Annotated in this window: 12 protein-coding genes and 1 pseudogene; 8 read left to right on the plus strand and 5 right to left on the minus strand. The window is 65.2% G+C overall.

Annotated elements, in window-relative coordinates:
- Positions 1-19: 19 nt before the first annotated feature.
- Together HAP48_RS03740 and malQ are read right to left on the minus strand one after the other, a co-directional pair.
- Positions 20-1,833 (minus strand): annotated as a pseudogene (locus HAP48_RS03740) (glycoside hydrolase family 15 protein).
- An 18-nt stretch (positions 1,834-1,851) separates the two neighbouring features.
- Positions 1,852-3,822 (minus strand): 4-alpha-glucanotransferase, encoded by a 1,971-nt coding sequence (malQ, locus tag HAP48_RS03745; RefSeq protein ID WP_166214641.1) that lies wholly within the window; start codon positions 3,820-3,822, stop codon positions 1,852-1,854.
- Between the two features lie 203 nt (positions 3,823-4,025).
- On the opposite strand from malQ, the gene HAP48_RS03750 reads away from it, so the two are divergent.
- The 6 genes from HAP48_RS03750 to treY are packed head-to-tail and all read left to right on the plus strand — an operon-like array spanning position 4,026 to position 18,059.
- Positions 4,026-5,987: an alpha-1,4-glucan--maltose-1-phosphate maltosyltransferase gene (locus tag HAP48_RS03750; protein ID WP_166214640.1), complete on the plus strand. Its 1,962-nt coding sequence runs from the start codon at positions 4,026-4,028 to the stop codon at positions 5,985-5,987.
- A gap of 10 nt (positions 5,988-5,997) precedes the next feature.
- Positions 5,998-9,303, plus strand: a complete 3,306-nt coding sequence (treS, locus tag HAP48_RS03755; protein ID WP_166214639.1) for a maltose alpha-D-glucosyltransferase — start codon at positions 5,998-6,000, stop codon at positions 9,301-9,303.
- Positions 9,300-11,447, plus strand: coding sequence for a 1,4-alpha-glucan branching protein GlgB (glgB, locus tag HAP48_RS03760; protein ID WP_166214638.1), 2,148 nt, complete (start codon positions 9,300-9,302; stop codon positions 11,445-11,447). The genes treS and glgB overlap by 4 nt, the downstream gene beginning before the upstream one ends.
- 3 nt (positions 11,448-11,450) lie before the next feature.
- Entirely contained in the window at positions 11,451-13,523 is a 2,073-nt protein-coding gene (gene glgX / locus HAP48_RS03765) for a glycogen debranching protein GlgX (protein ID WP_166214637.1), read from the plus strand.
- Positions 13,520-15,271 carry a malto-oligosyltrehalose trehalohydrolase gene (gene treZ, locus HAP48_RS03770; protein ID WP_166214636.1) on the plus strand — a complete coding sequence of 584 codons (1,752 nt, stop codon included), beginning with the start codon at positions 13,520-13,522 and terminating at the stop codon, positions 15,269-15,271. Before glgX ends, treZ begins: the two co-directional genes overlap by 4 nt.
- Positions 15,272-15,275: 4 nt before the next feature.
- Positions 15,276-18,059, plus strand: a complete 2,784-nt coding sequence (treY, locus tag HAP48_RS03775; RefSeq protein ID WP_166214635.1) for a malto-oligosyltrehalose synthase — start codon at positions 15,276-15,278, stop codon at positions 18,057-18,059.
- Positions 18,060-18,068: 9 nt separating this feature from the next.
- Here treY and HAP48_RS03780 read toward each other — a convergent pair whose 3' ends face one another.
- Positions 18,069-18,377 carry a polyhydroxyalkanoic acid system family protein gene (locus HAP48_RS03780; protein WP_029079076.1) on the minus strand — a complete coding sequence of 103 codons (309 nt, stop codon included), beginning with the start codon at positions 18,375-18,377 and terminating at the stop codon, positions 18,069-18,071.
- 165 nt (positions 18,378-18,542) lie between these two features.
- On the opposite strand from HAP48_RS03780, the gene HAP48_RS03785 reads away from it, so the two are divergent.
- On the plus strand, positions 18,543-18,707 hold the full coding sequence (locus HAP48_RS03785; RefSeq protein WP_021080901.1) for a DUF3309 family protein: 165 nt from the start codon (positions 18,543-18,545) through the stop codon (positions 18,705-18,707).
- A 174-nt stretch (positions 18,708-18,881) separates the two neighbouring features.
- On the opposite strand, the gene ligD is transcribed toward HAP48_RS03785, so the two are convergent.
- Positions 18,882-21,515 carry a DNA ligase D gene (ligD, locus tag HAP48_RS03790; protein ID WP_166214634.1) on the minus strand — a complete coding sequence of 878 codons (2,634 nt, stop codon included), beginning with the start codon at positions 21,513-21,515 and terminating at the stop codon, positions 18,882-18,884.
- A 106-nt stretch (positions 21,516-21,621) separates the two neighbouring features.
- On the opposite strand from ligD, the gene ku reads away from it, so the two are divergent.
- Positions 21,622-22,509, plus strand: coding sequence for a non-homologous end joining protein Ku (gene ku, locus HAP48_RS03795; RefSeq protein WP_166214633.1), 888 nt, complete (start codon positions 21,622-21,624; stop codon positions 22,507-22,509).
- A 112-nt stretch (positions 22,510-22,621) separates the two neighbouring features.
- Here ku and HAP48_RS03800 read toward each other — a convergent pair whose 3' ends face one another.
- Positions 22,622-22,861 (minus strand): DUF6496 domain-containing protein, encoded by a 240-nt coding sequence (locus HAP48_RS03800; RefSeq protein ID WP_166214632.1) that lies wholly within the window; start codon positions 22,859-22,861, stop codon positions 22,622-22,624.
- Positions 22,862-22,917 lie beyond the last annotated feature (56 nt).

The raw sequence follows: 22,917 nt of genomic DNA on the forward strand, positions 1-22,917 counted from the left end.
CGCAAAGCAAAAGCCACGATCAGGTCGACCGCTGCACCGCCGGCTTCTCGGCGGCCGCCCGGGCGTCGCTGAGATTGTGTGCGGTGTTGATCAGCGCGATATGGGTCAGCGCCTGCGGGAAATTGCCGGCCTGCCGGCCGGCGCCGCTGTCGAACTCCTCCGCCAGGAGCCCGAGATCGTTGGCGACCGCCACCACGCGGTCGAACATGGTCTGCGCCTTGTCGACATCGCCCGCCAGCACATGGGCATCGGCGAGCCACAGGCTGCAGGCCAGGAACGCGCCCTCGATCGGCTGGATTTCATCGGAAACCTCGCGCGGATCGTGGCGCAGCACGAAGCCATCGCGGATCAGGTGCCGCTCGATCGCATCGATCGTGCCGCGGATGCGCGGATCGGCTGGCGGCAGGAAGCCGACCGACGGCAGCAGCAACAGGCTGGCGTCGAGCAGTTGTGAGCCGTAGCTCTCGACAAAGCTGTTGAGGCCGGCATCGAAGCCCCGTTGGCAGACATCGCGGTGGATGGCCTCGCGCAGCACCCGCCATTTCACCAGCGGCGCCTTGAAGCCGAACCGCTCGGCGCTCTTGATGGCGCGGTCGAAGGCGACCCAGCACATCACCTTGGAGAACACGTAGTGTCTTGGCTGGTCGCGGCGCTCCCAGATGCCGTGATCCGGTTGGTCCCAGACCTCGGCGAGATGATTGACGACCGTACACTCGAGCGACCAGTTCTCCTCGTCGAGCTTCAGCCTGGCCATGCGGGACTGGTGGAACGCGTCGATCAGCTCGCCATAGACGTCGAGCTGCAGTTGCGCATGCGCGGCGTTGCCGACGCGGACCGGCTGCGCGCCTTCGTAGCCGGGCAGCCATCCGGCCTCCCATTCCAGCAGGCGCCGCTGCCCCAGGATGCCGTACATGATCTGCATATTGGCCGGCGCGCCGGCCGCGGCCCGCAGCAGCCAATTGTGCCAGGCCGCCGCCTCCTCGGTGTAGCCCGAATTCATCAGCGCCAGCAGCGTGAAGGTGGCGTCGCGCAGCCAGCAGAACCGGTAGTCCCAGTTGCGCGCGCCGCCGAGCTTTTCCGGCAGTGAGGTGGTGGGCGCCGCGACGATGCCGCCGGTCGGCCTGAAGGTCAGCGCCTTCAGCGTGATCAGCGAGCGCATCACGAGGCCGCGTTGATCGCCGCCGTCATAGGTCGAGCGGCTGCACCATTCCTTCCAGTAGTCTTCGGTATCCCTGAGCGCCGCCTCGGGATCGATCGGCTGGGGCACCAGCTGATAGGACGCTCCGTAGGTCAGCACGAACGGCACTGTGTCGCCCTCGCCGACCTCGAAATCGGCGATCGTGGTCAGATCCTTGCCGCGGGTTTCGACCGGCGTACGCAGCACCGTCATGTCCTGGCCACTGATTGCGAGCAGCCCTCGCCGTCGGGGTTCTTCTTCACCCAGGGGACATCGACCCCGAAGCCGAAGCCGAAGCGGATCACCAGCTCCATGTGCATCCTGACGCGGCCGCTGATGCCGCGAACCAGGCGCACCACGTCGGAGGCGTGGCCGCGCGGCGGCATGAAGTCGATCAGGTCGACCACGCCGCCCTCGGTCTCGAACCGCGTCTCCAGGATCAGCGTATCGTCCCGATAGCGGCGCGAGGTCCGTCTGATCGCCTCTGCAGGCGCCAGCAGCCAGCGGCCGTTCTTCGGCGCGCCAAGCAGCGCCGCGAAGCAAGCGTCGGAATCGAATGCCGGCCAGCACAGCCAGTCGATCGCGCCGTCGCGGCCGACCAGCGCCGCGGTCTCGCAATCGCCGATCAGTCCGTAGTCTTCGATACGGGAAGCCACGCGCCGTGCTCCGCGTTGTCAGGCGTGCGACCGTTCCCGGGTTGCGCGCTTGAGTGCGTCGATGTCGATCGCCGACGCGAGATGCTCGAGCGAGACCGGGAGCCGCCGTTTCCAGTTCGGATGCTCGTAGACGGTGCCGGGGATGTTCGGCTGATCGACGATGCCGAGCAGGTCCTCCATCGACACCGCCATTATCCGCGATCGCGTCCGCGCCAGGAAGCTCGCCACCGAATAGAAAGCGTGGCTGTGGATGTCGTGCCGGCGCAGCACCTCGTCGAGCTGGCCGAGCGCGCGCCAGCGCCCTTCGTCGGTCTCGCCGGGATCGATCCCGAGCGCGCGCTTGGTCTTGAGGTCGCTGAACGAGCGCCAGCCGGCATAGGTCGAGAGGTCGTGGGTGTTGAAGGTGACGAGCGCGTTCGGCAGATAATAGTCGGCGTTGCGGAAGACGCCATGGTCGTCCGTCTCGAACATCATCACCAGATAGGACCAGATACCCCAACCATTCATCTGCTCGCGGAAGCCTTCGGGTACGGTGCCGAGGTCCTCGCCGATCACGACGCAGCGGTTGGCCACGCTCTCCTGCGCGGTCGCCGCCAGCAGCGCCTCGAACGGCATCAGCACATAGGCGCCATTGGCAGGGCCGAAGCCGCGTGGCACGAGATAGAGCCGCTTGAGCCCGAAGGCGTGGTCGAGCCTGATCGCGCCGGCATGGTGCATCGAGGCGCGCAGCATCTGCCTGAACGGCTCGAAGGCACGCTGTTCGAGGCCCGCGGCGTTGAAGCCGGCAAGTCCCCAGTCCTGGCCTGCGGTGTTGAGCGGGTCCGGCGGCGCGCCGACGCCGAGATGGCGCGAGATCGCGGTTTGCTCGTTCCAGGCGTCGAAGCCATCCGACTGCACGCCGACCGCAACATCGAGATAAAGCCCGACCCGCATCCCGAGCTTGTGCGCGAGCGCCTGGCAGGCGCCGAGTTGGCGGTCCGCGGTCCATTGCACGAATTCGATGAACTCGACCTCGGCGGCAGAGTCGCGCGCCCGGCGCAGCTTGCCGCAGGCCGCGTCATTGGGCTGCCGCCATTCGTCCGGCCATTCCCACCACGGCGTGTTGAGCTTGTGCCTGATCACCTCGAAGCAGGCGAAGCGAGTCAGCAGCGCGCCGTGCTCCTTGCGATAATCCTCAAAATCCTGCCAGCGGCCGAGGCCGGGGTTGGCCTTGAAGGCGGCAAAGGCCGCGCGCAGCGCCCGCCATTTCAGCGCCGCGACGCCGACATAGTCGACCATGTCGTGGGAGCGCAGCTGCGCCAGCGCGGCTTGCGTCTCCGCATCGATGTGGAATTCGGCAATCTTCTCGACGTCGACATAGAGCGCGTTGAGGAACAGCCGGCTGTTCGGCGAATACGGGCTGCAATCGCCGGGCCGGTCATCGAACAGCGCATGCAGTGGATTGAGCCCGATGCCGTCGGCACCGAGCCGATTGGCGAATGCGAGCAGGCCTTCGAGATCGGTGAAGTCGCCGATGCCCCAGTTGCGCGCTGACCGTACGCCGTAGAGCTGGACCGCGATCACCCAGCAGCGATCAAACTCGCCGCCGAACGCACGTTCTGGCGCAACCAATAGCGGCAGCTCCTCGCTGCCCGATACGTCGGATAGCTGCAACCGGTGCACGCCTTCGGGGAGACCGGACGGCCACGTCACACTCCGCTCATGGGTCTCGCCTTGCGCGAGGACGCCAGTGCCATTCATGATCTTCCAGCGCACCGGCAGCTGGGCTGCCTCCGACAGCTGTGTTCGCCCGCCATCTCGGGTGCCATCTCGGGTGCCATGGCCGGCGCGGATCACGACGGGATCGGCGACGATCCGCCGCGGCGTCTGGGGCGGCAGCGCGTCGAGGATCGCGGTGAGCGCCTCGGGGGTTGTCACACGGCGGTGACCGCTGCCATCGATATACTCGGTCTGGATTCCGAGGGTCTGGGCTTTGGCGTAAGGGTCCATTCGGCACGCTACTTGCTCGCAACGGTATTGGGATCGTTGCTAAATTGTACAGATACGGGAAAGGGATAGTTGATGTTCAACGCTCTACCCTATCAGGCGTTCCCGCCGGGAACCATTGTCCGACGAGCGGCTTTCTATATGGATCTGGCGCGCCTCCTTCCCGGCGCGGGGACTTCATTTGCCTATTCAATGGCGGCATCACCGTGAACAAAACCGCCCGGCCTGTCGAGAGTGCCCACGGCACTTTTCATATCACCGATGTCTATCCGTCGGTTGATGGCGGCCGCTTTCCGGTCAAGCGCATCGCGGGTGAAGCCGTCGAGGTCTGGGCCGACATCTACCGTGACGGACATGACGTGATATCAGCAGCACTGGTGTGGCGGCGCGAGGGCGACGGCGAGTGGCAGATCGCCCCGATGACGCCGCATAGCGACGACCGCTGGGGCGGCGCCTTCGTGCCCGAGCGGCCCGGCCGCTACTCGTTCGCGATCGAAGCCTGGACCGACCAATTCGCCAGCTGGCGGCATCGCTTCGAGCAGAAGCAGCGCGACGGCACCGACCACACGCTGGACGCGCTCGAAGGCGCTGGCATGCTGACCCAGGCGCAAGCCGGGGGGCCGGCCGCGGCCGCCGTCATCATCAGGCAGTGCGAGATCTTTCTACAGACCGGCGAACCCGGCGCGCTGCTCGCGCCGGAATTGCGGGAGGCGATGGCGGGCAGCCAGTTTCGCCGCGACCTGGTGCGATCGCAGCTCTACCCCCTGACCGCGGACCGGCCGCGGGCCCGCACCGGCGCGTGGTACCAGATGTTTCCGCGCAGCCAGGGCAAGACATCAGGCAAGACGCCGGGCGCGCATGCGACTTTCAACGATTGCACCGCGCGGCTTCCAGATATCGCCGCGATGGGCTTCGACGTCGTGCTGCTGGCGCCGATCCATCCGATCGGGCGGCAACACCGCAAGGGCCGCAACAATGCCGCGCTAGCGCAAGCAAATGATCCCGGCAGCCCCTATGCGATCGGCGCAGCCGAGGGCGGCCACGACGCCGTGCATCCGGAGCTCGGCACGCTCGACGACTTCCGCGCTTTCGTGGCGGCATGCGAGATGCATGGCCTCGAGGTCGCGCTTGATTTTGCCGTGCAATGCTCGCCCGATCATCCCTGGCTGACCGAGCATCCGGAATGGTTCAAGCGGCGCCCGGACGGATCGATGCGCACGGCCGAACATCCGCCGCAGCGCTGGGACGATGTCGTCAACCCGGATTTCGGCTGCGAGGATGCCGGCGCGTTGTGGCGCGCAATGCGCGACGTCGTGCTGTTCTGGGTCGAGCAGGGCGTCAAGATTTTCCGGGTCGACAATCCGCACACCAAGCCGCTGGCATTCTGGGAATGGCTGATCCGCGAGGTGCAGGATCGCGATGCGGATGTGCTCTTCCTGGCGGAAGCCTTCGCGCGGCCGAAACTGATGAAGGGTCTCGCCAAGCTCGGCTTCACGCAGTCCTACAGCTACTTCACCTGGCGCACGCAGCGCGTCGAGCTCGAGCAATATCTCGGCGAGTTGATCGGCTACCCCGAGCGTGACTTCTTTCGGCCGAATTTCTTCGTCAACACACCCGACATCCTGCCTTTCCACCTGCAAAGCGGCGAATCCTGGATGTTCAAGTCGCGTGTCGCGCTGGCCGCGACGCTCTCAAGCAGCTACGGCATCTACAGCGGCCTCGAGCTCCTCGAGCACACGCCGGTCCCCGGCCGCGAGGAGTATCTCAACTCCGAGAAATACGAGATCAGGGTTCGCGATTGGGATCAGCCGGGGAACATCAAGCCCTACATCGCCGCCCTCAACCGGATCAGGCGTGCCAATCCGGTCTTGCAACAATTCGCGGATCTGCGCTTTATCAATGTCGATGACGGCGGCGTGATCGGCTTCGTCAAGCAGGCGACCGATCAGGGCAATGTGATCGCGGCCGCGATTGCGTTGTCGCCAGAGCCGCGTGAGGTCTGGCTTCCGCTCGGCGACGTCATGGTCGGCCGTGGCGAAGCTCGCCGCCCCGTCACGGAAGTGGAAGACCTTGCCACTGGCGAGCGCCATGCGCTCGAATGGGGAGGCGTCCGTCTACGCATCGATCCTGCGCGCGATCCCGCGTTGCTGTTGCGCTGTGTCGCCTGAAGGAGCCGACATGAACGTATTCTCCTCCGTCGATACCCAGGAGAAGGTCGCGACCGAGACCGCGGACCAGCTGTGGTACAAGGACGCCATCATCTACCAGCTCCACGTCAAGGCATTCGCCGACAGCAACAATGACGGCATCGGCGATTTCACGGGGCTGACGGAGAAGCTCGGCTACCTGCAGGAGCTCGGCGTCACCGCGCTGTGGCTGCTCCCGTTCTATCCCTCGCCCGGCCGCGACGACGGCTACGACATCGGCGACTATGGCGACATCAATCCCGATTTCGGGACGATGAAGGACTTCAAGCGCTTCATCCAGGAAGCCAAGAAGCGCGGCCTGCGCGTCATCACCGAGCTCGTCGTCAACCACACTTCGGACCAGCATGCCTGGTTCAAGCGCGCGCGCCGCAGTCCGCCGAATTCGAGCGCGCGAAGCTGGTACGTCTGGAGCGACACCGACCAGAAATACCTCGATACAAGGATCATTTTTACGGATACGGAAAAGTCGAACTGGACCTGGGATCCGGAAGCCGGCCAGTTCTACTGGCACCGCTTCTTCTCGCATCAGCCGGACTTGAATTTCGACAATCCGCGCGTGGTGCGCGCCATCGTGCAGGTGATGAAGCGCTGGCTCGACACCGGCGTCGACGGCTTCCGGCTCGACGCCATTCCCTATCTGTGCGAGCGCGACGGCACCAACAACGAGAACCTGCCGGAGACGCATGCCATCATCAAGCGGCTGCGCCAGGAGCTCGACGCCTATGCCAAGGGCAAGATCCTCTTAGCCGAGGCCAATCAATGGCCGGAGGACGTGCAGGAATATTTCGGCCATGGCGACGAATGCCACATGGCCTATCACTTCCCGCTGATGCCGCGCATCTACATGGCGATCGCGCAGGAGGATCGTTTCCCGATCACAGACATCCTGCGGCAGACGCCCGACATTCCGGCCGCGGCCCAGTGGGCACTGTTCCTGCGCAATCACGACGAGCTGACCTTGGAAATGGTCACCGATGTCGAACGTGACTATCTGTGGTCGACCTACGCCAACGACCCGCGTGCCCGCATCAATGTCGGCATCCGCCGCCGCCTTGCGCCGCTGATGGACAATGACCGCCGCAAGATCGAGCTGATGAACTCGCTACTGCTGTCCTTCCCCGGCACGCCGATCATCTATTACGGCGACGAGATCGGCATGGGCGACAACATCTATCTCGGCGATCGCAACGGCGTGCGGACGCCGATGCAGTGGTCGCCGGACCGCAACGGCGGCTTCTCGCGCGCCGATCCGGCGCGGCTCTACGCGCCGATGATCATGGACCCGGTCTACGGCTACGAATCCGTCAATGTCGAGGCGCAGTCGCGCAGCCTGTCGTCGCTGCTGTCGGCGACCAAGCGGCTGATCGCGGTGCGCAAGTCGACGCTCGCCTTCGGGCGCGGCACCATGACCTTCATCCGCCCGGAGAACCGCTCGGTGCTGGCCTATGTGCGCCAGTACCAGGGCGAAACGATCCTGTGCGTCGCCAATCTGTCGCGCTCGGCGCAGGCCACCGAGCTCGACCTCTCCGCCTTCAAGGACCGCATCCCGCTCGAGATGCTCGGGCGCACCCGCTTCCCGGCGATCGGCGAGCCGCCCTACATGATCACGCTCGCGCCCTACGGCTTCTACTGGTTCCAGCTGCAGGAGCGCGACAAGTCCGAGCCGGTGACGCCGCGCGCGGTGCCGGAATTCGAGACGCTGGTGGTGCCGATGAATTCGACCTGGATGTCGTTGGCGCACACCCGCGGCGTGTTCGAGCACGACGTGCTGCCCGGCCATCTCGCCCGCACCCGCTGGTACCCGGAGCGCTCGGCGAGTGCGATCCTGCCGATGCTGGTCTCCGCGATCCCGTTCTGCGACGTCGGCGACAACCGGCCGTGGCTCGCCTTCTTCGAGACCACGCAGCGCGGTACCACCAGCCGCTACGTGCTGCCGATGCAGATCGAGTGGGTTCGCTTCGACCGCGAGCGCTACAATCCGCGCGCCTTTGCCGCCGTGCGCCAGGGCGCGCGCGAGGGCACGCTGCTCGATGTCGCGACCGACCAGATCTTCACCGGCCTGTTCCTGCGCAATCTCAGGGAAAACCTCACGGTCGATGAAGGCGAACAGGGCGTGAAGCTCGAATTCCGGCCGACCAGCCGCTTCTCCGACCGGCCGGTGCGGCAGCCGGAGCGGATCCGCGTGTTCGAGAACGATCAGCCGCATTCGACCGCGCTGGTCGACAATGAATACGTCACCAAGATCTACCGGAAGCTCGAGGTCGGCATCAATCCCGAGATCGAGATGGGCCGCTTCCTCACCGAAGTGGTCGGCTTTCCGAACAGCCCTGCCCTGCTCGGCACCGCCGAGCTGATCGAGGGCGACAAGCGCAGTGCTATCGCCGTGCTGCATGCGATGGTTGTCAACCAGGGTGAGCTCTGGACGGTCGCCGCCGCCCACCTCGACCGCCTGGTCGAACGACAGCGCCTGCTCTGGGTGAGCGAGAACCCGGCGGAGAACGGCGATCATGCCGCCTGGCTGCGCCACATGTCGCACAGCGGACAACGCCTCGCCGAGCTGCATATCGCGCTCGCCAGCAACCGCGACCTGCCGGACTTCGCGCCCGAGCCGACCAGGACCGAGGACCTGCAGCGCTGGAACGACGAGATCATGGCACGCGCCGAGCGCGTGTTCGACACGCTGAAGCAGCGGCGCGGCTCGCTGAAAGAATCCGACCGGCTGCTGGCCGATCAGTTGCAGGCTCAGCACGACATGCTGCCGGAGCGCCTCAAGGCGCTGCTGCCGCGCGAGACCGATGGATTCAGCATCCGCCATCATGGCGACCTGCATCTCGGCCAGTTGCTGGTCGTCAAGGACGACGTCTTCATCATCGATTTCGATGGCGGCCCCGGCCGCACCATCGCTGAACGCCGCCGCAAGGCGCCGCCGGCGCGCGATGTCGCCGGCCTGATCCGCTCGATCGACTATGCGGCGACCGTCGCGCTGGAGCGGGCGCTCAAGGTCGCCCCCGACGAGAGCGGCAGGCTGAGCCTCGCTCTGGCCGAATGGCGCGACCAGGCCGCGGACGCCCTGCTGGCGGCCTATCGCGTGACCATGGCCGGCCAGCGGCTGTGGCCTACTGATGCCAGGGCGGCCGATCGCCTGCTCAACTTTTTCCTGCTTGAGAAAGCCTTCTACGAGATCGAGTATGAGCTGGCCAACCGGCCAGATTGGCTCCGCGTCCCACTGACTGGCCTGTTGAGACTCCTGGCCCAACAGCCGCATGAGGTTGCATGACCAAATTGCCCGCCGAGGCCTATGCCATCATCGAGGGCCGCCACTCCGATCCCTTCCACTATCTCGGACTGCACACCGAGGGGGATCGCAGCGTCGTGCGCGCCTTCCTGCCTGATGCCAGCAATGTCGAGGCGATCGGCGAGCATGGCGAGACGGCGCCGCTGGCAAAAATCCATGATTCCGGCCTGTTCGCAGGTCCCCTGCCGAACGGTTCGACGCGCTACCAGCTCCGCGCCCGCTTCGGCGACAACGTCGTCGAACTCGAGGATGCCTACCGCTTTCCGCCGATCCTGAGCGATTTCGACCTCTATTTGCTCGGCGAGGGCACCCATCAACGCGTCTACGACACACTCGGCGCGCATCCGATGACGCTCGACGGCGTCGACGGCATCGGCTTCGTGGTGCTGGCGCCGAATGCGCGGCGGGTCAGCGTGGTCGGCGACTTCAATTTCTGGGACGGACGGCGTCATCCGATGCGGGTGCGCGGTCCGGGCTATTGGGAGCTGTTCATCCCGCGTGCGCGCGTCGGCGACCACTACAAGTTCGAGATCGTCGCGCGGAACGGCCAGCATCTGCCGCTGAAGTCCGATCCCTTGGCGTTTGCCGCCGAGGTGCGTCCGAAGACCGCCTCGATCGTGATCGATGAGCGCAAGATCTCGCACCCGCGCCCGGCGCCCGACCGCGTCAACGCGCTGAGCTCGCCGATGTCGATCTACGAGGTCCATCTCGGGTCGTGGCGGCGCAAGGGCCGCAACGAGTGGCTGACCTATCGCGAGATGGCCGAGCAGCTTCCCGCCTACGCCAGCGACATGGGCTTTACCCATATCGAATTCCTGCCGATATCAGAGCATCCGTTCGACGGCTCCTGGGGCTACCAGCCGACCGGCATGTTTGCGCCGACCAGCCGCTTCGGCTCACCCGATGATTTCGCCGCGCTGATCGATGCCTGCCATGGCGCAGGCCTCGCCGTGCTGCTCGACTGGGTCCCCGGGCATTTCCCCGATGATCCGCACGGCCTCGGCCATTTCGACGGCACCGCGCTCTACGAGCACGCCAACCCGTTGCAGGGCCGCCATCTCGATTGGGGCACGCTGATCTACAATTACGGGCGCACCGAGGTCACCAATTTCCTGGTGTCGAACGCGCTCTTCTGGCTCGAGCGCTACGGCATCGACGGGCTGCGCGTCGACGCCGTCGCCTCCATGCTCTACCTTGACTACAGCCGACCAGCGGGCGGCTGGATCCCGAACAAATATGGCGGCCGGGAGAACATCGAGGCGATCGACTTCCTGCGCCGCTTCAACACCGAGCTGTTCGCGCATTTTCCGCAGGCGACGACGGCGGCGGAGGAATCCACCGCGTGGCCGCAGGTGTCGCGTCCGGTCGAATATGGCGGGCTCGGCTTCGGCTACAAGTGGAACATGGGCTGGATGCACGACACGCTGAAATACATCGGCAAGGATCCGATCCACCGCAAACACCATCACGGGGACATCCTGTTCGGCCTGCAATACGCCTTCTCGGAGAACTTCATCCTGCCGCTGTCGCATGACGAGGTCGTGCACGGCAAGCGTTCGATCCTCGGCCGCATGCCCGGCGACGACTGGCAGCGCTTTGCCAATCTGCGTGCCTATTACAGCTTCATGTTCGGACACCCCGGCAAGAAGCTGATGTTCATGGGCTGCGAATTCGGCCAGGAGCGCGAGTGGAATCACGATCACTCGATCGATTGGCATTTGCTCGACCAACCGAAGCACCGGGGCATTCAAAACCTGATCCGCGACCTCAACCGGCTCTATCGCGCGCTGCCGGCACTGCATGAGCTGGACTGCGACCAGGCCGGCTTTGAATGGGTCATCACCGACGACGCCAACAACAATGTGTTCGGCTGGATCCGCAAGGGCAATGACGCGCGCGCACGCTGCCTCGTGGTCGCAAACTTCTCGCCCAACGTCTATCGCAACTATCGCGTCCGCGTGCCGTTCGCGGGCAAGTGGCACGAGGTGCTCAACTCGGATTCTGCACATTACGGCGGCACCAATGTCGGCAACATCGGCGAGGTACGTGCCTCGGAGGGCGCCACGCCGGAATTGAACCTGACCATTCCGCCGCTGGCTGCGATCTTCCTTGTACCGGAAAGCTGATTCATGCGACTGAGCGGGGGAACGTCCGCGCGGCTTGGTGCAAGCTGGGACGGCAGAGGCACCAATTTTGCGCTGTTCTCGGCCAATGCGGAGAAGGTGGAGCTGTGCCTGTTCGACGGCCAAGGCCGCCGCGAGCTCGAGCGGATCGAGCTGCCGGAACGCACCGAGGACGTCTGGCATTGTTACCTAAACGACGTCTCGCCCGGCCAGCTCTACGGCTATCGCGTCTACGGGCCGTATGCGCCGGAGCGCGGCCACCGCTTCAACGCCAACAAGCTGCTGCTCGATCCCTATGCCAAGCGGCTCGCCGGCCGGCTGGTGTGGAACGATGCGCATTTCGCCTACCGCACCGGCAGCGCGCGCGAGGACCTCTCGTTCGACCGGCGCGACAATGCCCGCGGCATGCCGAAGGCGGTCGTGGTCGACGAGACCTTCAACTGGGGCCGCCGCGAGATCCGGCCGCACATTCCCTGGGAAGACACCATCATCTACGAGGCGCACGTCAAGGGCCTGACGCAGAAGCGCGAGGATGTGCCGCCGAATTTGCGCGGCACCTATGGCGGCTTGTCGTCGCCGGCGATGATCGACCACCTCAAGCGGCTCGGCGTCACCACCATCGAGCTGCTGCCGATCCACGGCCTGATCGACGACCGCGTGCTGGTCGAGAAGAAACTGTCGAACTACTGGGGCTACAACACCCTCGCCTTCTTCGCGCCCGAGGCACGCTATGCCCAGGACAATGCGCTGGACTCGTTCCGCACCACCGTGGCGCGGCTGCACGATGCCGGCATCGAGGTGCTGCTCGACGTGGTCTACAACCACACCGCCGAGGGCAACCATATGGGCCCGACGCTGTGCTTCCGCGGCATCGACAACGCCTCCTACTACTGGCTGAACCGCGAGAACCCGCGCTTCTATGACGACTTCACCGGCTGCGGCAGCTCGGTCAACCTCACCCATCCGCGCGTGCTGCAGATGGTGATGGATTCGCTGCGCTACTGGGTCGAGGTCTGCCACGTGGACGGCTTCCGCTTCGATCTCGCCACCACCCTGGCGCGGGGGCCGAACGGGTTTGATCGCAACCATCCGTTCCTCACCGCGATCCGCCAGGACCCGGTGCTGGCGACCGTGAAGATGGTCGCCGAACCCTGGGACCTCGGTCTCGGCGGCTACCAGGTCGGCGCGTTCCCATCGCAATGGTCGGAATGGAACGACCGTTACCGCAGCGCGATGCGGCGCTACTGGAGCGGCGAAGGCAGTCTGATCGGCGACATCTCGGGCCGCATGACCGCCTCCTCGGATCTGTTTCACCACGACAACCGCGCGACCCGCGCCAGCGTCAACCACATCACGGTGCATGACGGTTTCACGCTCGCCGACCTCTTCAGCTACAACGAGAAGCACAACGAGGCCAATGGCGAGGACAATCGCGACGGCTCCAACGACAATCACAGCAACAATTGCGGCCATGAAGGCCCGACCGACGATCCCGCCATCGTCGCGCTGCGGCGCCAGCTCCGGAAGAATGCGCTGGCCTGCCTGCTGCTTGCACAGGGCACGCCGCTGATCCTCGCTGGCGACGAAGTCGCCAACACCCAAGGGGGCAACAACAACGCCTATTGCCAGGACAATGAGACCGGCTGGATCGGCTGGGAGAACGTCGGCACCGATGATGACGCCATCGATTTCATCGGCCACCTCACCGCGCTGCGCCGCCGCTTCGGCCAGATCCGCTGCCAGCGCTGGCTCGACGGCCGTCGCACCGACGGAAGCTATGGCGTGCTATGGCTGACGCCTGCGGCCGAGGAGATGAAGGAATCCGACTGGAAATTCCCGGAGAGCCGCTTCCTGGCCTATGTGCTGGGGCCGATGGAACCAGGGCAGGAGCCGATCTTTATCGTGATCAATGCCGCGCCGCAGGAGATCGTGTTCAGGATGCCGAGGATAGCGGAATACAGCAGCTGGCAGCAGGTCTTGAACACGACCAAGGCGGAGCAAACGGCGGAGCAATTCGCATCCGGCGCCGATACCACCGCACCGCCGCGCTCGGTGCTGGCATTTGCAGGCTCCGCATGAGCACACAGCATTTCGGCGCCGAGCTGACACCCGATGGCGCGCGCTTCCGGCTCTGGGCGCCGGGGGCCAAGCGCGTCGACCTGCTGCTCGACAAGCCGCATGCGCTGACGCGCGATGCCGCCGGCTGGTATGTCGCCGAAATCCCGGGCGCGCGCGCCGGCACCCGTTACAAATTCCGCATCGATGACGAGATCGACGTCCCGGATCCCGCCTCCGCCTTCCAGCCAGACGACGTGTTCGGCCCGAGCGAGGTGATCGATCACTCGGCGTTCAAATGGCGCGCCACGGAATGGCGCGGACGCCCGTGGCACGAGGCCGTCATTCTCGAGGCGCATGTCGGCACCTTCACGCCGGAAGGCACCTATCGGGCCATGATCGACAAGCTCGATCATCTGGTCGCAACCGGCATCACCGCGCTCGAACTGATGCCGCTGGCGGATTTCGCAGGGAAACGCAACTGGGGCTATGACGGCGTGCTGTGGTATGCGCCCGACAGCGCCTACGGCCGGCCCGACGACCTGAAGACCCTGATCGATGAAGCGCATCTGCGCGGGCTGATGGTGATGCTCGACGTCGTCTACAACCATTTCGGCCCCGAGGGGAATTATCTCGGCCGCTATGCGCCGACCTTCTTCAGTGACGCGCATACGCCGTGGGGCAACGCGATCGATTATCGCGTGCCCGAAGTGCGCGCGTTTGCGATCGGCAGCGTCGTGAGCTGGCTGCGCGACTATCGCTTCGACGGGCTGCGCTTCGACGCGGTCAACACCATCGTCGAAGCCGGCGAAATCTTCGTCATCCATGACTTCAGCAAGGCCGCCGGCAAGTTCGCCGCCGAGACCGGCCGGCAGATCAATCTCGTGCTCGAGAATGGCGACAACATCGCAAGCCTGCTCGATGCCACCGAAGACCCGCCGCACGGCAAATTCCGCGGACAGTGGAACGACGACTACCATCACGCCTGGCACGTGCTGCTGACCGGCGAAACGCAGGGCTACTATGGCGACTATCGGGCGCCGAAGCAGGATCTCGCCCGCGCGCTGTCGTCCGGCTACATCTATCAGGGCGAAGTCTCGGAGTTCTGGGGCGGCAAGGCGCGCGGCGAGCCGAGCGGCGCGCTGTCGCCGACCTGCTTCATCAATTTCCTGCAGAACCACGACCAGATCGGCAACCGGCCGCTCGGCGATCGCCTTGTCAGCATTGCGAAACCGGAAGCGGTCGCGGCGGCGCTCGCGGTGACGCTGATCGCGCCGACCACGCCGATGCTGTTTATGGGCGAGGAATGGGGCGCGACGACGCCCTTCCCGTTCTTCTGCGATTTCAAGGGTGACCTCGCCAACGCCGTCCGCGCCGGTCGGCGCAGGGAGTTCGCCTGGGCCTATGCCAAATATGGCGACGACATTCCCGATCCGCTCGCCGCGGCGACGGTGCGATCGGCGGTGCTCGACTGGGCGGCGCTCGGCCACGATCCGGCGCGCGCGCGGCTCACCCTGGTGCGTGACCTGCTCGCCGTGCGCCGGCGCGAGATCACGCCGCGGCTTGCAAGAGCCCGGTTTGGCGACGCCAGAGTGGCGGGTGACCTCTTGACCGCGCATTGGCAGATGGGCGACGGCCGCACGCTGCGGCTCACAGCCAATTTGTCGGATCGCGCCATCACCGGCGCAGCGGAGCCGAAGGGAACTGCGATCTGGGGCGGCGCGTTGTCGAGCGACCTCCCCGGCTGGGCGGTGCGCTGGCACATCGGATAGCACAATGCCTTCGGCGATCCCGATCGCGACATACCGACTGCAACTCACCGCCGATTTCGACTTCGATGCCGCCGCCGGCGTCGTGCCGTATCTGAAGGCGCTCGGCATCAGCCATGTCTATGCCTCGCCCTTCACGAAGGCGCGCAAGGGCTCGACCCATGGCTATGACGTCGTTGACCACACCAAGTTCAACCCGGAACTCGGCGGCGAAGAGGGCTTCGCGCGGCTCAGCGATGCGCTCAAGCGCAACGACCTCGGCCTGATCCTGGATTTCGTGCCGAACCATGTCGGCGTGCATTTTGCCGACAATCCGTGGTGGCTCGACGTACTGGAATGGGGACCACTGTCGCCGCATGCGACCTCGTTCGACATCGACTGGGACCTGCTGCCCTATCGCGCGCGCGGCGGCGTCCTGCTGCCGATCCTCGGCTCGTCCTATGGCCAGGCGCTGGAACGTGGCGAGATCGAACTGCGCTATGACGCCAACGAAGGCAGTTTATCCGCCTGGTATTTCGAGCACCGACTGCCGATCGCGCCGGAGCGCTATGGCGAGGTGCTGCGGACCGTCGTGCGCGAGGCCGCCGCTGAAGACAGTCCGGCCGGACGCGCGATGCTCGAACTCGCCGCCCGGTATCGCGGACTGCGTCACCCCAACCGCAAGGAGGCCCCGGCACTGAAGGCGGCGATCAAGGCGATCGCGGGCAGCGCCGAGATCATCGCGCGCGGGCTCGATGCTTACAGGGCGGGCGAGGACCGCCCTGCCCAGACGCTGGCGTTGCATCACCTGCTGGAGCGCCAGCACTACAAGCTCGGCCATTGGCGGCTCGCCTCCAGCGACATCAACTATCGCCGCTTCTTCGACGTCAACACACTGGCCGGCCTTCGCGTCGAGGACGCCGCCACCTTCGAGGCGAGCCACAGCCTGGTGAAGCGGCTGGTCGCCGAGGACCGGCTGCAGGGCCTGCGGCTCGACCATATCGACGGCCTGCGCGATCCCGCGCAGTATTTCCATCGCCTGCGCCGCCTGATCCGCTCGGCGCAGGGCGCCAAGGCCAAGCCGTTCTACATGGTGATCGAGAAGATCCTCGGCGAGGACGAGAAGCTCACGAAATTCAGCGGCGTCCACGGCACCACCGGCTATGAGTGGATGAACACGATCAGCCAGGTGCTGGTCGATGCCAAAGGCCTCGAGCCGCTCAGCGAGATCTGGCGCCAGATCAGCAACCAGTCGCCGAACCTGACGCCGGTGCTGCGCGCGGCCAAGCGCCGCGTGCTGGAGACCTTGCTGACCAGTGAATTCACCGTGCTGGCGCGACTGCTCGCGCGCATCGCGAGCGGGCACTATTCCTCGCGGGACTTCTCGGCGGACAGCCTGCGGCAGGCGCTCGAGCTCTATGTGTTGCACTTTCCGGTCTATCGCACCTATCTCACCGCCTCCGGCCCGACCGCGCATGACCGCGCGCTGATCGACGAGACGATCGCGCGCGCCCGTGCCGACTGGTTCGCCGCCGATGAAGGCATTTTCGATTTCCTGCGCGACGCGCTGACCATGGACCTGCTGAAGCCCGGCCGTCCGCCGCACAGTGCGCCGCGCGTCCGGCGCTTCGCGCTGAAGGTGCAGCAATTCACCGGGCCGATGATGGCGAAGTCGCTGGAGGACACCACTTTCTATCGCTACCACCGCCTGCTGGCGCTGAACGAGGTCGGCGGCGATCCGGCGGCGAGCGCGCTCGCGCCCGAACGCTTCCACGCCATGATGACGGCCCGTATCAGCGAATGGCCGCACGGCATGACCTCGACCGCAACCCACGACACCAAGCGCGGCGAGGACGCCCGCACCCGCATCATGGCGCTCGCGGAAATCCCCGGCGAATGGACCAGCGCGGTGGCGCGCTGGAAGGTCCTGAACGCGCCGCATCTGGTGCTCGACGGCGAGATGCGCGCGCCATCGGCGACATTCGAATACATGCTGTATCAGGCCCTGCTCGGCGCCTGGGATCCAGACGATGAGTCCTTAGTCGCGCGCATCCAGGCCTATGCGCTGAAGGCCGCACGCGAGGGCAAGCAGGAGACCAGCTGGCTCAATCCGCACGAACCTTATGAAGCCGGCGTCAAGGCCTTCATCGCGCGGATTCTCGATCGCAAAACCTCGCCCGAATTCCTCGGCGCGCTGGAAACGCTGGCGCAACGCACCGCGCTGATCGGGGCGCTGAACTCGCTCAGCCAGATCACGCTGAAGGCGACGATGCCGGGCGTGCCGGACTTCTACCAGGGCACCGAAAGCTGGGACTTTTCGCTTGTTGACCCCGACAACCGCCGCCCGGTCGACTTTGCCGAACGCGCAGGAATGCTTGCGGCGCCGGAGATGCCGGATTGGGACGCACTGGCGCAGAGCTGGCGCGACGGCCGTCTGAAGTTCGCCTGGACGCGGCATTTGCTGCGGCTGCGCAACGAGCTGCGCGACGTCTTCACCAGCGGCGACTACCAGCCGCTCACCGTCAGCGGAGCGCATCGCGACCACGTCATTGCCTTCGCACGGCGCCATGGGCGCGACGCGGTCATCGTCGCGGTCGCGAAATCATTTGCGCCGTTCACTCAGGGCGGACGCAGCTGGCCGCGCCCCGAGGCCTTTGAGGGCGAGCTCGACGTGGCTGGATATCCGCTCCCGGGCGGCGAAAACAAGATTCAGCTTTCAGCGCTGTTCGCCGATCTGCCGGTCGCGGTGCTGAAGGCGAAGGCCGCGGCAGGCGCGAAGCAAGCCGCGAGGCGGGCGCGCTCGCACGGCTAGCCCCGCGGATCAACGCTTGGTCAGCAGCAACTGTCCGCGCTTCTGAATCGCAATCTGCGCGACTTCGGCAAAGCGCTGCAGCAGCCAGGGCAGCGTCACCTCGAGGCGCACATGGCTATCCTCGACATCGAGATGCCCGGCCGCGACCTGCCCTAGCGCGCGGACGCGAAAGCTCATGCGGTTGTCGTCCCAGCGCTCTTCATCGACACTCAACACCGGCACGCTCGCCACCGCGCGCGACAAGCCCGGCTTCAGGCGGCGCATGGCCTCGTCGCGGCCGAGGCTATGGGGAATCGAAACGATCAGCGGCGCCGACATCGCGGTGCACTCCTCCATGGATCATGTTGATGTAGTTCTGTTCCTCACAAATGGAAGATATGCCGACTTTATCGCGCCGCGAGTGCTGGAACCTTCACAGTTCCGGTTTGTTTCCTCACGCGAAGGGCAGAGACCACAGGCCCACGGAGCTGAGGAGAGCTTGAGATGTCAATTGGAACGATCATCCTTATTATTCTGGTCATTGCGCTGCTTGGCGGCTTCAGCGGCATCGGCGGCGGACCGTTCTACGGCACCGGCTATTACGGCGGCGGCGGTCTCGGCCTCGTGATCGTGATCTTGCTGATCCTGCTACTGCTCGGACGATTGTAGCGCGTGGCAGTGCTGTGCCCGATCCACATCAACGACTGTCATCACCCGCGAAAGCGGGTGATCCAGTATTCCAGAGACGCTGGCGATTGAACCGATAAGCCGCGGCGTACTGGATACCCCGCTTTCGCGGGGTATGACGACCTAAGCCAGCGGCACAGACTTGCCCAACATTTGCTACTGTGCCGCGAGCTTCTTCATCGCCGCCTTGATCGACGATGCCGCATCCTCGTAGCCGTCCCACGCCTTGGTCTTCGCCAGCAGCGCCGGCACTGTCCGCACCGTATACTTCTTCGGATCGAGATCGCCGCGCAGTTGCGGCCAGGTCAGCGGCATCGACACCGTCGCGCCCGGACGCGCCCGCGGCGACAACACCGCGACCGCGGTCGAGAGCCGATCGTTGCGCAGATAGTCGAGGAAGATCTTTCCGGTGCGCTTGGCCTTCGACATGTTGATCAGATAGCGCTCGGGGTCGTCCTGCGCCATCCACTGGCAGATGCCTTGCGCGAATGCCTTGGCTTCCTTCCACGTCACCTTGTCCCTGGCGCCTGCGAGCAGCGGTGTCACGACGTGAAGGCCTTTGCCGCCGGTGGTCTTGCAGAAGCTTTCGAGGCCCACGGCCGTGAGCCGCTGGCGCATGTCCTTGGCGGCATCGATGACGTCGCTGAACGCGACGTCGGGCGCGGGATCGAGATCGAACACCAGGCGGCCCGGTGTGTCATAGGCATCCGGCGCGCAATTCCAGGGATGCAGTTCGAGGCCGCCGAGCTGCGCGACCGCCGCCAGGCCCTCGATCTGGTCGATCTGAATATAGGGTTTGCGGTCGCCGGACACCTTGGCGAGCTTCAGGAGTTTTGACGTGCCGGCCATCGCGTGACGCTGGAAGAAAGTCTCACCCTTGATGCCATCAGGGGCGCGCACGATCGAGCATGGCCGGCCCTTGAGGTAGCCGATCATCCATGTGCCGACCGCCTCGAAATAGCTGGCGAGATCGAGCTTGGTCACCGGCTCGCCGTCGCCGGCGTCAGGCCACAACGCCTTGTCCGGATGGGAGATCGTGACGCCCATCACCTCGCCGGACGATTTCCCGGATGATCTTCCTTTGGCCATCGGCTTCACCACTGTGGTTACGACCGGCCGCTCGGCCTCGACCTCATGCGCCGGCTTGTCCTGGCGCAGGCCCTTGAATGCCGCCTGGCGGATGTTGCCGGCATCGGTCCAGCCGGCGAACTCGATCTCGGCGACCAGTTCCGGCTTCAGCCAGTGCACGTCGCGGGTTTTCTTCGGCGCGTCCTTGCCGCCGAACGGGCTCGTGTCGGATGCCGCGGCCTTCAGCGCCGGCATGATGCGGCGGACCGTGTCCTGGCCGAAGCCGGTGCCGACGATGCCGACAAAGGCCAGATGATCGCCGCGATAGACGCCGGCCATCAGCGAGCGGAATTTGCCGTTGGTGGTCTTCCAGCCGCCGATCACCACCTCATGGCCGGCGCGGATTTTTGCCTTGGTCCAGTCGTCGGACCGGCCGGAGCGGTAGGCGCCGTCGAGCCGCTTCGAGACGATGCCTTCCAGCCCGAGCTTGCGCGCGGAATCCAGCACGGCCTCGCCGCGCTCCTCGAAATGCTCGACATAGCGGATCAAGGGGTTCTTGCCCTTGCGCGCCGCGAGCAATTCCTTCAGCCGCGCCTTGCGCTCGGTGAGCGGCAGCGGGCGGAGATCCTCATTGCCCGCAAACAGCAGGTCGAAGGCGTAGAAGATCAGCCGGTCAGTCTTGCCGTCGGAGAGTGCGGCCTGCAGCGTCGAGAAATGCGGCATGCCGCCCTCGTCGAGCGCAACGATCTCGCCGTCGATCAGGACGTCCGGCAGCTTGCCGGCTTCCTTGGCGATCGCGCCGAACTTGTCGGTCCAGTCGAGCGCCTTGCGGGTCTTCAGGTCAACCTCCCCGTCCTCGACGCGGAGCTGCACGCGGTAGCCGTCGAACTTGATCTCGTGGCACCAGCCCGTGCCGTTAGGCGGGCTCTCGACCGCGGCGCAGAGTTGCGGCGGAACGAAGTCCGGCATCTCCGCCACCTGCTTCGGGTGCGCCTTTGATTGTGCCTCCAATTTCGCCTTGGGCGCCGGCGCCTTGGTCTTCGCGCGCGCGTCCGCGGCCATGCCGCGATTGGACTGCCAGACCGCGTCCGCTTTGGCCTTGCCGTTGCCCTTGGCCAGCATGAAGGGCTTCGGCGCGCGGCCCTTGCCGGCGGCGATCTCTGCCATCGAGCGGCCGGAGGCGACCGAGCGGTCCTCGTCGAGGATCGCCTCGCCGTTGCCGTCAACGGCATATTCGTCGCGGTGCTTGATCAGGAGCCAGTTGGTGCGCTTGCCGCCAAAGCGGTCGTTCTTCATCCGCACCAGCACCCAGCTGCCGTGCAGCTTGTCGCCGTGCAGCGTGAACTTCAGGTCGCCCTTCCTGAAGCCGCGCTCGGGATCGTCAGATTCCCAGGTGCCGCGGTCCCAGAGCTGCACCGTGCCGCCGCCGTACTGGCCTTCCGGAATCGTGCCTTCGAAATCGCCGTAGTCGAGCGGATGATCCTCCACCTCGACCGCGAGTCGCTTGTCATGCGGATCGAGCGAGGGCCCGCGCGTCACCGCCCAGGACTTGAATACGCCGTCGAACTCAAGCCGAAAATCATAATGCAGCCGCGTCGCGTCATGCTTCTGGATCACGAAGCGACGTTGCGTCGCGGACGCTACCTTGACGTCGCCCGACGGCTCATTGGTCTTCTCGAAGTCGCGTTTCTTGCGATAGGTGGTGAGGTTTCTCAGCGACACGTACAGGCCTCGGCACAAACGGCGGCCGCCGCGAGCCTGCGGCCATCAGGAACCAAAACCTACGGTATCCGTTCAAGTTCCAAACTCAAGCTGTTTGGAGGCGATCATGGCCGCTCCCCGCGCCTACTGGAAAGGCACGCTCAAACTGTCGCTGGTGTCGTGCCCGGTGGCGCTCTACCCGGCCTCGACGGCGGTCGAGAAGACACGCTTTCACATGATCAATCGGGAGACCGGCAACCGGCTGAAGCAGCAGATGGTCGATGCCGAGACCGGCGACGTCGTCGAGGGCGACCAGAAGGGCAGCGGCTACAAGGTCCGCAAGGGCAAATATGTCGAGATCGAGAAGGACGAGCTCGAGGCGGTCCAGATCGACAGCAACCACACCATCGATATTGATTCCTTCGTGCCCGAGGGCGAGATCGACAAGCGCTATCTCGACCACCCCTATTACATCAGGCCCGACGGCAAGGCCGGCGCCGACGCGTTCGCGGTGATCCGCGACGCCATGAAGGACCAGGATCGGGTCGCGCTGGCACGCATCGTGCTGACCAACCGTGAGCACGTGATCGCGATCGAGCCGCTCGACAAGGGCATGCTCGGCACCACCCTGCGCTACCCGTACGAAGTCCGTGATGCCGACGATTATTTCGACGACATCAAGAGCCCGAAGGTCACCAAGGACATAATCGAACTTGCCGGCCACATCCTCAACAGCAAGGTCGCGCGTTTCGACCCATCGAAATTCAGGGACGAGTACGAGACCGCGTTGAAAGCGCTGGTACGCCGCAAGGCCGCCGGCAAGCCGATCAAGGCCGTCGAGCGTGAGGAGAAGCCCAGCAATGTCGTCAATCTGATGGATGCCCTGAAGCAGAGCCTGAAAGACCGGAAAGGCGGCGCGAAGCGCGCGCACTCCAGTGCGCGCCGCCCGGCCTCGCACCGCCGTGCCGCGAAGAAGGCGCACCGGTCCGGTGCGCGGTCGCGAAAAGCTGGTTGAGCTGAGTATCACTCGTCATGCCCGGGCTTGACCCGGGCATCCATCTTCTTGGAGAGGAAAGACGTGGATGGCCGGGTCAAGCCCGGCCATGACGGAAGGAGGCAGTTCGGCCTTACCGCTTATTCGAACTCTTGCGCTTCTTCGCGGCCTTCTTTGCCGTCTTGCGCTTCTTCGCCGTCTTCTTCGGCACCTTCCGCCCCTTGGCGCGGGCCTCGGATAGTCCGATCGCGATGGCCTGCTTGCGGCTCGTCACCTTCTTCTTCGAGCGGCCGCTGCGCAGCGTCCCGGCCTTGCGTTTCTTCATCACACGCTCGACATCACCAGATGCCTTCCGCGAGTATTTCCTTGCCATGGCTTCTCTCCCGGTAAGGGAAACCAAGCCTTGACGGAGACGAAGGTTCCGATCGC

The organism is Bradyrhizobium septentrionale, assembly GCF_011516645.4.
Classification (GTDB): Bacteria; Pseudomonadota; Alphaproteobacteria; order Rhizobiales; family Xanthobacteraceae; genus Bradyrhizobium; species Bradyrhizobium septentrionale.